Annotated in this window: 14 protein-coding genes and 3 pseudogenes; 13 read left to right on the forward strand and 4 right to left on the reverse strand. The window is 64.6% G+C overall.

The genetic code is table 11. The annotated features are described in order from the left end of the window. Window positions 1-2: 2 nt before the first annotated feature. The 3 genes from HK436_RS06305 to HK436_RS06315 all read right to left on the reverse strand — a co-directional run bounded on the left by HK436_RS06305 (window position 3) and on the right by HK436_RS06315 (window position 2798). Entirely contained in the window at window positions 3-887 is an 885-nt protein-coding gene (locus tag HK436_RS06305) for a carbohydrate ABC transporter permease (RefSeq protein WP_173188169.1), read from the reverse strand. Window positions 888-975: 88 nt separating this feature from the next. Beyond that, on the reverse strand, window positions 976-2313 hold the full coding sequence (locus HK436_RS06310; RefSeq protein ID WP_173188171.1) for an extracellular solute-binding protein: 1338 nt from the start codon (window positions 2311-2313) through the stop codon (window positions 976-978). 122 nt (window positions 2314-2435) lie between these two features. Then, window positions 2436-2798, reverse strand: a complete 363-nt coding sequence (locus HK436_RS06315; protein ID WP_173188173.1) for a hypothetical protein — start codon at window positions 2796-2798, stop codon at window positions 2436-2438. Between the two features lie 230 nt (window positions 2799-3028). On the opposite strand from HK436_RS06315, the gene HK436_RS06320 reads away from it, so the two are divergent. Beyond that, window positions 3029-3958 carry a sugar phosphate isomerase/epimerase family protein gene (locus HK436_RS06320; protein WP_173188175.1) on the forward strand — a complete coding sequence of 310 codons (930 nt, stop codon included), beginning with the start codon at window positions 3029-3031 and terminating at the stop codon, window positions 3956-3958. On the opposite strand, the gene phnF is transcribed toward HK436_RS06320, so the two are convergent. After that, window positions 3955-4719 (reverse strand): phosphonate metabolism transcriptional regulator PhnF, encoded by a 765-nt coding sequence (gene phnF, locus HK436_RS06325; RefSeq protein ID WP_173188176.1) that lies wholly within the window; start codon window positions 4717-4719, stop codon window positions 3955-3957. The two genes, HK436_RS06320 and phnF, sit on opposite strands and share 4 nt — an antisense overlap. 83 nt (window positions 4720-4802) lie before the next feature. On the opposite strand from phnF, the gene phnG reads away from it, so the two are divergent. The 12 genes and pseudogenes from phnG to HK436_RS06385 all read left to right on the forward strand — a co-directional run bounded on the left by phnG (window position 4803) and on the right by HK436_RS06385 (window position 14696). Beyond that, window positions 4803-5270: a phosphonate C-P lyase system protein PhnG gene (phnG, locus tag HK436_RS06330; RefSeq protein ID WP_173188177.1), complete on the forward strand. Its 468-nt coding sequence runs from the start codon at window positions 4803-4805 to the stop codon at window positions 5268-5270. Further along, window positions 5270-5873 (forward strand): annotated as a pseudogene (gene phnH / locus HK436_RS06335) (phosphonate C-P lyase system protein PhnH). Before phnG ends, phnH begins: the two are co-directional and overlap by 1 nt. Window positions 5874-5877: 4 nt before the next feature. Continuing rightward, a pseudogene (locus tag HK436_RS06340) lies at window positions 5878-6977 on the forward strand (carbon-phosphorus lyase complex subunit). Between the two features lie 246 nt (window positions 6978-7223). After that, window positions 7224-7995 (forward strand): annotated as a pseudogene (locus HK436_RS06345) (alpha-D-ribose 1-methylphosphonate 5-phosphate C-P-lyase PhnJ). Then, window positions 7985-8776 (forward strand): phosphonate C-P lyase system protein PhnK, encoded by a 792-nt coding sequence (gene phnK / locus HK436_RS06350; RefSeq protein ID WP_173188178.1) that lies wholly within the window; start codon window positions 7985-7987, stop codon window positions 8774-8776. Before HK436_RS06345 ends, phnK begins: the two are co-directional and overlap by 11 nt. Before the next feature lie 2 nt (window positions 8777-8778). Then, window positions 8779-9486: a phosphonate C-P lyase system protein PhnL gene (phnL, locus tag HK436_RS06355; protein WP_173188179.1), complete on the forward strand. Its 708-nt coding sequence runs from the start codon at window positions 8779-8781 to the stop codon at window positions 9484-9486. Further along, entirely contained in the window at window positions 9483-10097 is a 615-nt protein-coding gene (locus HK436_RS06360; RefSeq protein ID WP_173188180.1) for a DapH/DapD/GlmU-related protein, read from the forward strand. Before phnL ends, HK436_RS06360 begins: the two co-directional genes overlap by 4 nt. Before the next feature lie 174 nt (window positions 10098-10271). Then, entirely contained in the window at window positions 10272-11201 is a 930-nt protein-coding gene (gene phnD / locus HK436_RS06365; protein WP_173188181.1) for a phosphonate ABC transporter substrate-binding protein, read from the forward strand. A 77-nt stretch (window positions 11202-11278) separates the two neighbouring features. Beyond that, a complete protein-coding gene (gene phnC, locus HK436_RS06370; protein WP_173188182.1) occupies window positions 11279-12130 on the forward strand; it encodes a phosphonate ABC transporter ATP-binding protein in 852 nt (283 codons plus the stop codon). A gap of 210 nt (window positions 12131-12340) precedes the next feature. Then, on the forward strand, window positions 12341-13045 hold the full coding sequence (gene phnE / locus HK436_RS06375) for a phosphonate ABC transporter, permease protein PhnE (RefSeq protein WP_173188184.1): 705 nt from the start codon (window positions 12341-12343) through the stop codon (window positions 13043-13045). Further along, a complete protein-coding gene (gene phnE / locus HK436_RS06380; protein ID WP_173188186.1) occupies window positions 13042-13899 on the forward strand; it encodes a phosphonate ABC transporter, permease protein PhnE in 858 nt (285 codons plus the stop codon). The genes phnE (HK436_RS06375) and phnE (HK436_RS06380) overlap by 4 nt, the downstream gene beginning before the upstream one ends. Before the next feature lie 77 nt (window positions 13900-13976). After that, window positions 13977-14696: a DUF1045 domain-containing protein gene (locus HK436_RS06385; protein ID WP_173188188.1), complete on the forward strand. Its 720-nt coding sequence runs from the start codon at window positions 13977-13979 to the stop codon at window positions 14694-14696. Window positions 14697-14698: the final 2 nt, after the last annotated feature.

A 14698-nucleotide genomic window follows, 5' to 3' on the forward strand; every position in this document is an offset into this window, starting at 1 on the left:
CGTCAGGTGTAGTGGACGCGCCGCTCGATGAAGCGGAACTGGATGAAGGTGAGGGCGACGATGAGGACCATCAGCACGATCGACTGGGCGGCGGCCAGTGAGTAGTCCTTGCCCTGGAAACCGTCGGTGTAGATCTTGTAGACCATGAGGTCCGTGGCGCGGGCCGGGCCACCACCTGTCGTGATGTCGACGATACCGAACGAGTTCACGAAGCTGTCGGTGATGTTGATGACGATCAGGAAGAACAGCGTCGGCGTGATCAGCGGAAGCTGCAGGTCCCACATGCGCCGCATGACGCCCGCGCCATCCATGGCGCCGGCCTCGCTCATCGTGCGCGGGATCGACTGCAGCGCCGCCAGGAAGAAGATGAAATTATAGCCGACGAGGCTCCAGGCCTGCGCGAGGATGATGAGAAGCAGCGCGTCGAAACCATCGAGTGCCGGGTTCCACAGCCCCGGAAAGAACTGGTTGATGGCGGAGACGAAACCCGCATCCGGCGAGAAGATGAAGCGGAAGGCGAGGCCGACGGCAGGGGCAGCAAGCGCGTAAGGCAGGAAGAAGGTGAATTTGTAGACCTGATGGCCCGGTAGGCGGCGGTCGACGAACAGCGCCATCAGCACGGCGATCACCAGCGACAGCACGGTGGCCGCGATGGCGAAGATCATCGAGACCCGCACCGAGCTCCAGTATTTAGGGTCGCCGAAGACGCCTTCGAAATTGTAGAGGCCGACCCACTCGTTGCCGCCGCCGAAAGGGCGCTCGAGCGTGAAGGCCCAGTAAAGCGCCTCACCCGTGGGCCAGTAGAAGAAGACGAAGACCAGCAGCATCTGCGGCAGGATCAGCGCCGCGGCGAGCCATGTGTTCGAGAAGGTGACACGCTTTTCCAAGACGGCATGCTCCCGCTTGTATCAAGTGTTGGAAGGGAGACGCCGCGTCGGCGGCGCCTCCCGATCGGTGCTTTGAAGCGGTGTCAGATCACGGCAGGTCGGCGCCGCGATAGGTCTGCTCGTAGCGGCGCAGGATCTGATTGGAACGGTCGGCCGCATCGCTAAGGGCGGTCTCCATGTCCTTCTGGCCGGTAAAGGCAGCTTCCAGCTCGGCGCGGACTTCGGCACGGATCGAGGTGAAGTTGCCGAGGCGGATGCCACGCGACAGCGGGGTCACGTCCGACGCAGTGAGCGATTCGATCGCGATCTCGCGGCCCGCATAACCTTCCTTGTCGTAGAAGCCTTCCGACTTCAGGAGCTCGAAGCCGGCCGTGGTGACCGGGATGTAGCCGGTGTTCTCGGCGATGTACTTCTCGCCGGTATCGGGAGCGGTGACATACTTCACGAAAGCGGCGGTGGCTTCGTACTCCTCAGGCGTCTTGCCTTCCATGATCCACAGCGACGCGCCGCCGACGATGGAGTTGGTGCGCTTGCCCTCTTCGAGGACCGGCAGCATCGCGACATCCCAGTTCATGCCTTCAGCCTTGGTGGAGCCGACGACGCCGTGGTTGGCGATGGAGCTGGTGGTCGACGCGCAGGTGCCGTCTGCGAAGGACTGGATCAGGTTCTTGCCGACCTGGCTGGTCTGGATCTGGGCATAGCCCGCGTCCATCCAGTCCTTGAAGTTGTTCATGTGATCGGCGAAAGCCGTCTGATGGAACTCGACCTCGGCGCCGAGACCGCCATAGCCGTTGTCGAGCGTGGCGATCGGCAGGCCGTTGATGGCGGAGAACTGTTCGAGGTTCATCCACGTGTCGAAGTCGAAAGCAAAACCGCACTCGACGCCGGCTTCCTTGAGCGCCTTCAGGTCAGCGGCGAATTCGGCCCAGGTCTTGGGCGCCTCGGACTTGCCGATCTTCGCCCACTGGTCCTTGTTCCAGTAGAGGACGGCGGTCGACGAATTATGGGGGAACGACCACATCTCGCCGGTGGAGGTCGCGTAGTAATTGGCGATGCCGGGGAAGTAGGCATCCCAGTCGACATCAATCCTGTAGTCCTCGGCGAACTTGTTGGCCGGATAGATCGCGCCGGAGAGCATGAAGTTCACCGTGCCGGCGTCGTAGATCTGGACGAGGGTGGGGTGCTGCTTGGCGCGATAGGCGGCGATCGTATTCTGTTCGGCCTTGTCATAGCCGCCCTGGCCGACGCATACGGCCTCGTATCTGTCCTGGCTCTCGTTGAAGAGCTGGCACTGCTTGGCCATCACTTCTCCGAGCTGGCCGGTCAGGCCATACCAGAATTCGAACTTGGTGCGCTCCTGAGCGTGAGCGCCCGACGCCATCACGATGACCGATGCGGCCGCGGCGAGAAGGGAATACCGTTTCATTATCAGCCTCCAGAGGAAGATTGGCGCGGGGTCGATCCCGCTGCCGCTTCCCTAGAGGCGGTCAATGACAGTTTTGTATTGGCGCGATTACAGTCCCGCGACCGTTTTATGAACTTTGGACGTCAGACCCCGAGCTCGCGGATTTCGAAGACGTTGCCGCCAGTGGTGACGAAGATTCCATCCTCGCCGCGCCTGATGCGATAGCATTTCTCGAGCCCCGAGCGCGCCTCGCCCCAGCGGGTGCAGACCTGGTCGCCACGCAGCGCCCAGCGCCCGACATCGTGCTGCGTCTGCGGCCGCTCGACGGTCATCTCGGCAGCGCCGTTGGGCAGCAGGAAAAGGTGACCATGGCGCCAGCCTTCCGTTTCCCAGCAGGCGATCTGCCTGCCGACCAGCTCGTCTTCGATTTCGCCATGCGTGAGGTCGGATGCCGATGCCGCGCTTGGCAGCACTATCAGGAGACAAAGCAAGAGATGACGCAACATCGCGAATTCTCCGGGAATCACCGCCGCATGTGACGGCTGGATGACAAGGAAATGACATTCGCCGGCTCAAGTCGAGCCCCTGCCGATCACGGTTGCGACAAATGCCGGACAGGCTGCTGCGAGCGGATTTCCGGGCATGCCGTCAGACGAGCGTCATAAAAGCCGCCGATCATGGTATGGTCACAGGGCATATCGCCCTCACCCAATCCCGCGAACGAGGACCACCAGACATGCTTGCCAACGGCGCTACCGGCACGGGCATTTCGGCCCACAAACGAGCCAACGATCTCAGCGACTTTTCCGACGAACTGGACATGATCGAGGCGCTGGGGGTCGAGACGATCGAGCTGCCCACCTACGACATGGATATCGTCGTCGGCGGCAAGATCCGCCGCCCGCAGATGGACGCGCTCAAGAAGGCCTGCGCCGGACGCGATGTCGCCTATTCCGTACATGGCCCGCTGGCGATCAATTTCATGGATGAGGCCTGGCGGCTGCCCCGGCACATGGAGGTGCTGAAGGCTTCGCTGGACGTGGCGGCCGAGGTTGGCGCAGAGCATTACGTCATCCATTCGGGGCTGGTGCCGCAGCAGCAGGGCGAAGGCGTCGAAGCGGCTTACGACCGCCAGCGCGAATGGCTGTCGCGCGGTGGCGATATCGCGGCCGAGCACGGTCTGATCCTGTGCGTCGAAACGCTGTTTGCGGGCTATGAAGGCAAGGGCATTGCTTCCCCGCCGAAGCGGCTGGCGGCAGAACTGGCAGCAATCAATCATCCCAACGTTCTTGCCACGCTGGATTTCAGCCATGCATGGCTCAAGCTCGACTATGACGGGCGTCGTGACGATTTCGTCGAAGAGGTGAAGGCACTGGCGCCGTGGTCGCGCCACCTGCACATCCATGACAGCTTTGGCAGGCAGGACGACATCTGGATGTTTACCGATGGCGAACGCGTCGCCTACGGCCATGGCGACCTGCACCTGCCGGTCGGCTGGGGCGAGATTCCCTGGGACAGGATCGTCGCCGAATGCACGTTTCCCGAAGGTGTTCTCTTCAACATCGAGCTGAACCAACGCTACTGGTATGCGGCGCAGGAAACCGTCGACGCCACCAAGCGGCTGGCTAGCGCGGCACGTACCGCCGCGCAGGCCGAAGCGGCCTAGAGCCCCTCGGCCACCACCAGCTCCACACGGTCGGCGGCAAACAGGGTCTCGGAGAACTGGATCGCGCGTCCTTCCGGGTCCTCGTTGATCGCCACCGTGACGAGCACGATGGCACCGGCCGACAGGGACAGGTCTGCAAGCACCGTGGCGTCGGCATGGCGTGCCGACACCACAGTCGAACGGCGCATGTAGTCGTCGATGCCGCAGCGGGCGAAGGCGGCAGTGATCGAGCCGGTCTTCGCGTAGGCTTCCTCCATGCCGGCGAAGCGGATCGCGTCGAACCAGCTCGTCGCCCGCGAGACGGGGTGACCATCGGCTTCGCTGACGGTTTCGAGCCGCAGAACGGACGCGCCGGCGTCGAGACCGAGGGCGCCAGCGGTCCGGCTGTCGGCCGGCACGACCGCACTGGCAAGCAGCCGCCCTTTCGTTTCGCGAACCTGGCCTTGCAGGTTGGCTGAAAAGCGCGTGTACCGGCCAAGCGCATAAGAAATCCGAGGAGCGTGCTGGACAAAAGTGCCCCGCCCTTGCTCGGCGCGCAGTACACCCTCCTGCACCAGCGCCGCGATCGCGCCGCGCACCGTATGCCGGTTGACGCCGAAGCGCTCGGCCAGCGCGATCTCGGGCGGCAACCTGCCGCCCTCCTCGAACGTGCCTTCGGCAATGCCCTGCCTTATGCGGTCGGCGATCTGCCGCCACAGGGCCACACCGCTGCCGCGCTCCATCGCCGTCACTGAGCCCGGCGCCTCGATCGTCTCTGTCATCGTCCTGTCATCCTACCCCGCTACGGATGCATGGTAAGTTGTATAGTTGTCTATAACAATAGATGAATTTGGAGATTTCGGCAATGCGGCATGTGAACCGGAGCGGCAACCTCAGCGAAGCGCGACGCGCGGCGATGGCTGTGCTCGCTGCCGTTCCGGCGGTCCAGCTCCATCGCTGCTGGAAAGAAGCGGCGATAGTCGCAGAGGCGGAAACGCTGCGCGGTCCTGAAACCGGCTTGGTGGCGGTACGCGGGCGGATCGGCGGTGGCGGTGCGCCTTTCAACGTCGGCGAAGCGACCGTGACACGAGCCACCGTGCGCCTTGCCACCGGCGAGGTCGGCCATGCCTATCTGCTCGGCCGCGACGGCGAACGCGCGCGGCTTGCAGCGACCGTCGACGCCCTCCTCCAGCGCGTCGACAAGGCCGGCGAGGTGGAAGAGCGGGTTCTGGTTCCGCTGCGGGCACTGCAGACCGCGCAGGAAAACAGGCGCCGCGCCGAAACGGCGGCAACAAAGGTGGACTTATTCACCGTCGCGCGAGGAGAGGATTGATGCACGCATCGCACATCGAAGGTGGTTTTGCAGAACCCGTGCTCGACGCGCAGGCCGCGTTTCGCGCGGTGATGGACGCCATGGCGCGGCCCGGTACGGCCAGCACGCTCGCTGGGACGGCGACGCCGCCCGCACCGCTTTCGGCAACGGCCGCGACGGTGGCGCTGACATTGTGCGACCACGACACGCCGGTGTGGCTCGACCCGGCCCTGAAGGGCTCGGCAGCCGTTGCGGCGTGGCTGGGCTTCCACACGGGCGCACCACTGGCGAACACGCCGGCAGAAGCGCATTTCGCGCTGGTCGCAGACCCGGCGGCGCTGATCGCGTTCGAGAATTTCGCGCAAGGCAGCCAGGACTATCCCGATCGCTCGGCGACCTTGATCCCAGGTCGACAGCCTCGACGGCGGCGCGCCGCTGCGGCTGGAAGGCCCAGGCATCGAAACCGTAGCAACACTGGCGCCGACACCGATGCCACGCCACTTCGTCGAGCAGTGGCGGCAGAACAGCGGCCGTTTCCCGCGTGGGGTCGACCTCGTGCTGGCGACCCCAGGGAAGCTCGCCTGCCTGCCGCGCACCACCCGTATCTCACCGGCGGAGGATTGAGCCCGTGTATGTCGCAGTCAAAGGCGGCGAGACCGCCATCCGCAACGCACACAGGCTGCTGGACGACCGCCGGCGCGGCGACCGTTCGGTGCCGTCGATCGGCCTCGACCAGATCGTCGAGCAGCTCGCGCTGGCCGTCGACCGCGTGATGGCGGAAGGGTCGCTCTACGACCGTGAGCTAGCCGCTCTGGCAGTCAAGCAGGCGCGCGGCGACATGATCGAGGCCATCTTCCTGGTACGCGCCTACCGCACCACGCTACCGCGTTTCGGCTATACACGGCCTGTCGACACTGCCGCGATGCTGGTCGAACGGCGCGTGTCGGCAACCTACAAGGACCTGCCCGGCGGCCAGCTTCTCGGGCCTACCTTCGACTACACCCACCGACTGCTCGACCCCGAGCTCGCGGGGGACGCTTCCGTTCCGGAGCCGGAACAGCGGAGCGAGCCTATGGAAGCCGTCATGCGGGTTTCGGCGATCCTTGCCAATGAAGGGCTTATCGAAGCCGACGGCGAGCTGCCGCAAGACCATCGGCCGGGCGACATCACACGCGAGCCGCTGGAGTTTCCGCTGGAGCGCGACACGAGGCTGCAGGCGCTGGCACGCGGTGACGAAGGGTTCCTGCTGGCGCTCGCCTATTCCACGCAGCGCGGCTACGCGCGCTCGCACCCCTTCGTCGGCGAGGTTCGCATCGGCGAGGTCGAGCTGGAACTGGAGGTGCCCGAGCTGGACTTTGCCGTGCCGCTGGGCTCGATCCGCGTGACCGAATGCCAGATGGTCACCCAGTTCAAGGGATCGTCGAAGGTGCCGCCGCAGTTCACGCGCGGCTACGGCCTCGTCTTCGGACAGTCGGAGCGCAAGGCTATGGCGATGGCGCTATGCGACCGGGCGCTGCGCGCCAGCGAGTTCGGCGAAGACGTCGTAGCACACCAGCGCAGGACGAGGAATTCGTCATCTCGCACTTGGACAACGTACAGGCGACCGGCTTCGTCGAACACCTGAAGCTGCCGCATTACGTCGACTTCCAGGCCGAGCTCGACCTCATACGCCGAATGAGAGCAGAGCAGGCCGACGCTGCGTCCGAACGCAAGGAGGCGGCGGAATGACCGCGCTAGACGTCCTGATCGGGTGTCCGGCGACCGCGCGCCCGCGCCGCATAACCGCGATAGATGAGGTAGGCCGTCAGCAGCAGGGCTGCGATGGCCGGTATCAGCAACAGATCCATAAGAGCCTCCTTTCAGTGAAGGAAACGCCTCATGCCGCCTAGCGTTGCACCGGCTGCCGCCGCCAGTATCGCCGCCTACAACTTCGCCTATCTGGACGAACAGACAAAGCGGATGATCCGGCGTGCGATCCTCAAGGCGATCGCCATTCCCGGCTATCAGGTGCCGTTCGCGTCGCGCGAGATGCCCATGCCTTATGGGTGGGGAACCGGCGGTGTGCAGGTGACCGCCTCGATCATCGGTCCGGACGACGTGCTCAAGGTGATCGACCAGGGCGCGGACGACACAACCAATGCTGTCTCGATCCGCGCCTTCTTCCAGAAGGTCGCGAATGTCGCCGTCACCACGCGCACGGCGGATGCCACGATTATCCAGACGCGGCATCGCATCCCTGAAAAGCCGCTCAAGGCGGGACAGATCCTCGTCTATCAGGTGCCCATTCCCGAGCCGCTGCGCTTCCTCGAGCCGCGCGAGACGGAGACGCGAAAAATGCACGCGCTCGAGGAATACGGGCTGATGCATGTCAAGCTTTACGAGGATATCGCAAGGCATGGCCGCATCGCCACCTCCTATGCCTATCCGGTGAAGGTCGAGGGGCGCTATGTGATGGATCCTTCGCCGACGCCGAAGTTCGACAATCCCAAGATGCACATGTCACCGGCGCTGCAGCTTTTTCGGTGCCGGCCGCGAGAAGCGCATCTACGCGCTGCCGCCGTTCACCGACGTCGTCAGTCTCGACTTCGAGGACCATCCCTTCGAAATCCAGAGCTTCACCGAACCCTGCGCGCTGTGCGGCGCCAAGGGTGTCTATCTCGACGAGGTGATCCTCGACGACCAGGGCGGGCGGATGTTCGTCTGCTCGGATACCGACCATTGCGAGGAGCGGCGCGATGACCAATGAAATCAACGACGACGAACCGCTTCTGCGCGTTTCAGGCCTTTCGAAATTCTATGGCGCGCGGGTGGGTTGCGAGGACATCTCGTTCGAGCTGTGGCCCGGCGAGGTGCTGGCCGTCGTCGGCGAATCCGGCTCGGGCAAGACGACACTGCTCAACTGCCTCGCAACGCGACTGATCCCGTCATCAGGCAATGTCTCCTATCGCATGCGCGACGGCGAGATGCGCGACATCTACCGCCTCAGCGAGGCGGAACGCCGTTTCCTGATGCGAACCGACTGGGGTTTCGTCCACCAGAACCCGGCAGACGGCCTGCGCATGACGGTCTCGGCCGGCGCCAATGTCGGCGAACGGCTGATGGCCGTCGGCGAACGCAACTACGGCAGCATCCGCAGCACCGCCACCGACTGGCTGGGCCGGGTAGAGATCGCCGCCGACCGTGTCGACGACGAGCCGCGCGCCTTCTCCGGCGGCATGCGCCAGCGCCTGCAGATCGCCCGCAACCTCGTCACACATCCGCGCCTGGTCTTCATGGACGAGCCGACCGGCGGCCTCGACGTGTCCGTGCAAGCTCGCCTGCTCGACCTTCTGCGCGGGCTGGTCGCAGACCTCGGCCTGTCAGCGATCGTGGTTACGCACGACCTCGCCGTCGCCCGGCTGCTTTCCCACCGGATGATGGTGATGAAGGACGGCCGCGTCATCGAGCACGGGCTGACCGACCGCGTGTTGGACGATCCGCACGCGCCATACACCCAGCTTCTCGTTTCCTCGATCCTACAGGTGTGACGATGCCGACACCTCTGGTTGTTTCCGAACTCGCCAAGACCTTCACCATGCATCTGCGCGACGGCATTGAGCTGCCGGTCGTGGAAGGCGTTTCCTTCGCGCTGCGAGCCGGCGAATGCGCGGTGCTCGGCGGGCCGTCCGGCGCCGGCAAGAGCTCCATCCTCAAGATGCTCTACGGCAACTACTCGGTCGACACGGGCCAGATCATCGTCCAGCATCAGGGGCGGCTGGTCGACGTCGCCGCTGCCGCGCCCCGCACGGTGCTAGGCGTTCGACGCCATACGATCGGCTATGTCAGCCAGTTCCTGCGGACCCTGCCGCGCCTTGCGGCACTCGACATCGTCGCCGAGCCGTTGACCGCGCGCGGCGTGGCGGCGGCCAAGGCCCGCGACAAGGCGGCCGGCCTGCTGTCGCGCCTGAACCTGCCCGAAAAGCTGTGGTCGCTGCCGCCGGCGACCTTTTCCGGCGGCGAGCAGCAGCGGGTCAACATCGCGCGCGGCTTCATCACAGACCATCCGGTGCTTCTGCTTGACGAGCCCACGGCTTCGCTCGACGCGAAGAATCGCGAGGTGGTCATCGCGCTGATCGCGGAGAAGAAGCAGGGTGGCGTGGCATTGCTCGGCATCTTTCACGATGCAGGCGTGCGTGAAGCGGTTGCGGACCGCATCATCGACGTGACCCAGTTTGCGATGAACAGGCGCGTGTCGTGACCAGACTTTCGGAAACGCCCCTCGTGCACCCAAGCGCAGAGGTGACGCAAAGCATGCTCGGCCGCTACACGGAGATCGCCGACCGCAGCCGCATGCATGAATCGACGCTCGGTGACTACTCCTACGTCATGCAGGATTGCGGCATCTGGTGCGCGACGATCGGCAAGTTTTCCAACATCGCGGCAGCCGTGCGCATCAACGCCACAAACCACCCGACATGGCGTCCAACGCTGCACCACTTCACCTATCGGGCCTCGGACTACTGGCCTGATGCCGCCCATGAGGACGAGTTCTTTGCGTGGCGGCGGGCGAATGCAGTGACGATCGGGCACGACACCTGGCTCGGCCACGGTTCGACCGTCCTGCCGGGAGTGACGGTCGGCGACGGGGCGGTGATCGGTGCCGGCGCGGTCGTCTCGAAAGACGTCGCGCCCTATACCATCGTTGGCGGGGTGCCCGCGCGGCCGATCCGCGCGCGCTTTCCCGACGCCATTGCCGAGCGGTTCCGCGCGCTCGCCTGGTGGGACTGGGATCACGAGCGCCTGCGGGCGACGCTCGAAGATTTCCGCGCGCTGTCAGCAGAAGCCTTCCTGGAAAAGCATGCCGGCTAGGCATTTGCACGCATTGCGGGCACCGGGGCGCGACCAAACTGTGAACCGTCACAAAAGCGCAGAAAAAGCGTAATCGAGCTGTCGCGAAAGACCATTAGGGGACAGGGCCAGCAGGCCGGAAGAAGTCCGGACCGCGCTTGAAAAGTTCACCCTCCAAAGCGTCTGGAGCCCGACATGTTTACCCTTCTCACCCGCACCACGGCAGCCGCTGCTATTCTCGCCTCCGCGCTCGCGACACCGGCGATCGCCCAGGACTGGAAGTCCGACCTTCCCGCTTTCCGCGTCGGCCTTCTCGGTGGCGAAAACGAAGCCGACCGCCTGCGCAAGAACGAATGCATGGTCGAGCAGCTCGGCGAAAAGCTCGGCGTGCCGGTCGAACTCTATCCGGCGTCCGACTATGCCGGCGTCATGCAGGGCCTGCTCGCTGGCCAGCTCGATGCCGCCCAGCTCGGCGCCTCGGGTTATGCCGGCATCTATCTCCAGAACCCGGAAGCCGTCGAGCCGGTCTTCGTGGCGCTCGAGAACGACGGATCCGACGGCTACTATTCGGTGATGTACACGCGCGCCGATTCCGGCATCGAGAGCATCGACGACATGAAGGGCAAGACGCTTGCCTTTGCGGACCCGAACTCGACCTCCGGCTACCTCGTGCCCAAGGCCGAGCTGGAAATGCAGGAAATCAACCTCGAGGATTATTTCGCCTCGACCGGTTTCGGCGGCGGACATGAGCAGGCGGTCGTCGCCGTTCTGAACGGGCAGTACGACGCCGGCGTCACCTGGACCTCGGGCGTCGGCGAAGAGTCCGAAGGCTTCAGCCGCGGTGCGCTGCGTTCGATGGTCGACAAGGACCTGCTCGACATGGCCGACCTGCGCATCATCTGGCAGTCGAACCTGATCCCCAACGGCCCGTGGGTCGTGCGCAAGGACGCGCCGCAGGAAGCCAAGGACATCGCCATCGCCTGGATGGAGACGCTGAACGAGACCGACTACCAGTGCTACGTCGACGTGTCCCAAGGCGAAGGCCAGGGCTTCAAGCGCGTGGATCACGAGTTCTTCACCAACGTCGTCGAGATGCGCCGCCGCGAGCTCGAAGGCTCCCGCTAAATCATCCTGACATCGCCGGCCGCCGCCCATCTGGACGGCGGCCGGCTCGTATTCAGGCCGGACGAACGGAGCCGCCAATGCTGACGACCGAGAAACTCACCAAGAACTTCAAGACCCGCAACGCGGTCTCCGACGTCTCGCTTTCCATCCCGCAGGGCCAGATGGTCGGCGTGATCGGCCGCTCTGGTGCCGGCAAGTCAACGCTGTTGCGCATGGTTAACCGGCTGGCCGAGCCGACCGGCGGCAGCATCACCTTCGAAGGCCGGGACGTGACCGCTCTGCGCGGCCGCGCGCTGCTCGAATGGCGCGCGACCTGCGCCATGGTCTTCCAGCAATTCAATCTCGTCGGCCGCCTCGACGTGCTGACCAACGTCTTGACCGGCCGGCTCTATCACCACGGCTTCGTCGCCTCGATGCTGCAGCTCTTCACCGCTTCGGAGCGCGCCTTCGCGATCCGCGCGCTTGACCGGCTCGGCATGGCGCATACCGCGCTCCAGCAGGCCGACACGCTTTCAGGCGGCCAGATGCAGCGCGTGGCGATCGCCCGCGCGCTGGTGCAGGAGCCGCGCATCCTGCTTGCCGACGAGCCCATCGCCTCACTCGATCCGCTCAACGCCAAGGTGGTGATGGACGCACTGCGCACCATCAACCGCGAGGACGGTATCACCGTCGTCTGCAACCTGCATACGCTCGACACCGCGCGCTCCTATTGCGACCGCATCATTGGCCTGAAGGATGGCGTACTGGTCTTCGACGGCACGCCCGAAATGCTGACGCAGGAGATGGCGCGGGAAATCTACGGTGCCGAAGCCGACGACGCGTTTGCCGAAGGCCTGACCTCGACTTCGCTGGGTGGCGTGCCCGCCAAGCAGCGCCTGACCGAGCGCGACCTGGCGAAGAACGCGCAACTCGGCCTGGCGGCGAGCTGAGCAGATGGCCGCCATGACATATTCCGGCGACGACACGGTTGCCGAATTCGAACGGCACCGTGCCGAACTGCTGCGCAGCAAGCGCGCGATGACCGCGCTGTTCGTGGTGCTGTTTCTCGCCGCACTCGCTGCGTCGATCTATGTTTCGCGCTTCTACCCGGATCGTCTCCGTCCGGTCTGCCGCGCATCTTCGAATATTTCGGCACGATCATGCCGAACCTCGAGCTCGACAAGCTGTTGCTGTCGCGCGGCGACGACGGGCGCGCGATTCCCGGGTCGATCGCCTACTGGTATTCGGATTTCTGGACCTATATCCAGCTCATCGTCGAAACCATCTTCATGGCGCTGACTGCGACGATCATCGGAGCCGCGGCCGCATTCCTGCTGTGCTTCCCGGCTGCGCGCAACCTCGCGCCCAACAGCGTCATCTTCCTGCTTTCGCGGCGCTTCATGGAAATCTGCCGCGGCGTGCCGGAAATCCTCTACGCGCTGGTGCTGGTCTTCGCCATCGGCATCGGCCCGCTGGCCGGCGTGGTCGCCATCGCCATCCACACCGCAGGCGCACTCGGCAAGCTCTTCGCCGAAGTCAACGAGAACGCTTCGCTGCGCCCTGTGGAAGGCATTCGCGGCGTCGGCGGCAACTGGTTCGAGGAGATGCGCTACGGCGTTCCGCAGGTGATGCCGAACTTCGTCTCCTACACGCTGCTGCGTTTCGAGATCAACGTGCGCGCGTCTTCCATCGTCGGTTTCGTCGGCGCGGGCGGCATCGGTACAGAGCTCAATCGTGTCATCAGCCTCTATTCCGATGACCGCGTCGTGGCTGTCCTCCTGCTCATCGTCCTGACCGTCACGCTCATCGACCTCCTGTCGGAGCGCCTGCGCACGCACTTCATCGGCAAGGAACATTTCGCATGACCGCCGCAACTCTGGCCGGCATCGGCCCGGACGAGATCGCCAGCGTCCGACGCATGCACCCGCAGGCTTTCGGCTCGTGGCGAGGAAAGCTGGTCCAATGGGCCGTATGGGTCGGCGTCATCGGCTACGTCATCGGCTCGCTTTGGTACTTCGACGTCTGGAAATTCGCCTATGCGTCGGACCGGGTCTGGCGGTTGATCGCGGCCATGTTCACCTGGAAGGACATGGAGACCTGGCGCTACGCCGACATCTATACCGGCATCGCGCAGACGCTCGCTATGGCGTTTCTCGGCACGATGCTTGCTTCCCTTGCAGCCTTGTTCATCGGCTTCTTCGCAGCCCGCAACACAATGCCCTTCGGCCCGCTTCGCCACCTGGTGCGCCGCATGCTCGATGTGCTGCGCGGCGTCGACCAGCTCATCTGGGGTCTGGTGTTCGTCCGTGCCGTGGGGCTCGGACCGCTGGCCGGTGTGCTCGCCATCTTCGTCTCCGACACCGGCACGCTGTCAAAGCTCTACTCGGAAGCGATCGAGAACATCGACCGCAAGCAGGTCGAGGGCGTTCGCGCCACCGGTGCAGGGCCGATCAAGGTGGTGCGCTACGGCTACCTGCCGCAGGTGCTGCCCGTGTTCATCTCGCAGTCGCTTTATTTCTTCGAATCCAGCACCCGCAGCGCAACGATCCTCGGCCTCGTCGGCGCCGGCGGCATCGGCATGATCATCATCGAGCGTTTCCGCGCCAACCTGTTCGATCAGGTCGCCTTCGTGGTTCTCAACGTGCTCGTCTGCATCTTCGTGATCGACTGGCTGTCGCGGAAGATCCGCGAGCGGTTCATCGGCGAGACATCTCACTGAAGCCGACAGACAGTCGTCAACCTGTCACGTGACTCGCCTAAAGCACGGGTCGATGTGTGACAGGGCAGGAAGCGACCATGCGCTATGCGATCTATTACACGCCGGCCGAGCGTGATCCGCTGACGGTGCTTGCCACGAGCTGGCTCGGGCGCTCCGCTTTCACCGGCGAGAGCACGCCGCCTCGCGCCATCGGCAGGCTGCCGGCGGCCGAGGTCGCCTATCATACGGCGGCAGCGCGGCGTTACGGCTTCCACGGCACGATCCTGGCGCCCTTCACCCTTGCGGATGGCGAGACGGAGCATGGCCTGCGCGCCGCACTGGACGCTTTCTGCGAGGCGCAGGACGCGTTCTGCGTGCCGCGCGTGGTTATCACCCGGCTCGACGGTTTCTTCGCGCTTGTCCCCGAGACGCCCAGTCAGGCGCTGAACGGTCTCGCGCGCGACGTGGTGGTGGCGTTCGACCGTTTCCGCGCTCCGCTGAGCGAAGCCGAACGGACACGGCGCAGTGCGACCCATCTTTCGCCGTCGCAACTGCGGAACCTCATGCAGTGGGGCTATCCCTACGTGTTCGAGGACTTCCGCTTCCACATGACGCTGACCGGCCGCGTCGATGAGGCAGAGGCCGTACGCGTGCATCGCGCCATCGAAGAGCATTTCGGACCGGTGCTGGAAGAGCCGCTGGAAGTAGGCTCGCTCGCGCTCTTCCTGGAGACGGAGCCTGGGGCCCCGTTCGTGGTGCGCTCCCTCCATCAGTTCGACATCGTCGCCGAAAGCGAAACGCAAAGAAAGACCGCCTGAAC

Source organism: Neoaquamicrobium sediminum (assembly GCF_013240295.1).
Lineage (GTDB): Bacteria > Pseudomonadota > Alphaproteobacteria > Rhizobiales > Rhizobiaceae > Aerobium > Aerobium sediminum.

Excerpts from the sequence above, each read along its gene's own strand:
- HK436_RS06310 (WP_173188171.1), bottom strand. The coding sequence starts at position 2,313 with ATGAAACGGTATTCCCTTCTCGCCGCGGCCGCATCGGTCATCGTGATG.
- HK436_RS06315 (WP_173188173.1), bottom strand. The coding sequence starts at position 2,798 with ATGTTGCGTCATCTCTTGCTTTGTCTCCTGATAGTGCTGCCAAGCGCG.
- HK436_RS06320 (WP_173188175.1), top strand. The coding sequence starts at position 3,029 with ATGCTTGCCAACGGCGCTACCGGCACGGGCATTTCGGCCCACAAACGA.
- phnF (WP_173188176.1), bottom strand. The coding sequence starts at position 4,719 with ATGACAGAGACGATCGAGGCGCCGGGCTCAGTGACGGCGATGGAGCGC.
- phnG (WP_173188177.1), top strand. The coding sequence starts at position 4,803 with ATGCGGCATGTGAACCGGAGCGGCAACCTCAGCGAAGCGCGACGCGCG.
- phnK (WP_173188178.1), top strand. The coding sequence starts at position 7,985 with ATGACCAATGAAATCAACGACGACGAACCGCTTCTGCGCGTTTCAGGC.
- phnL (WP_173188179.1), top strand. The coding sequence starts at position 8,779 with ATGCCGACACCTCTGGTTGTTTCCGAACTCGCCAAGACCTTCACCATG.
- phnD (WP_173188181.1), top strand. The coding sequence starts at position 10,272 with ATGTTTACCCTTCTCACCCGCACCACGGCAGCCGCTGCTATTCTCGCC.
- phnC (WP_173188182.1), top strand. The coding sequence starts at position 11,279 with ATGCTGACGACCGAGAAACTCACCAAGAACTTCAAGACCCGCAACGCG.
- phnE (WP_173188184.1), top strand. The coding sequence starts at position 12,341 with ATGCCGAACCTCGAGCTCGACAAGCTGTTGCTGTCGCGCGGCGACGAC.
- phnE (WP_173188186.1), top strand. The coding sequence starts at position 13,042 with ATGACCGCCGCAACTCTGGCCGGCATCGGCCCGGACGAGATCGCCAGC.
- HK436_RS06385 (WP_173188188.1), top strand. The coding sequence starts at position 13,977 with ATGCGCTATGCGATCTATTACACGCCGGCCGAGCGTGATCCGCTGACG.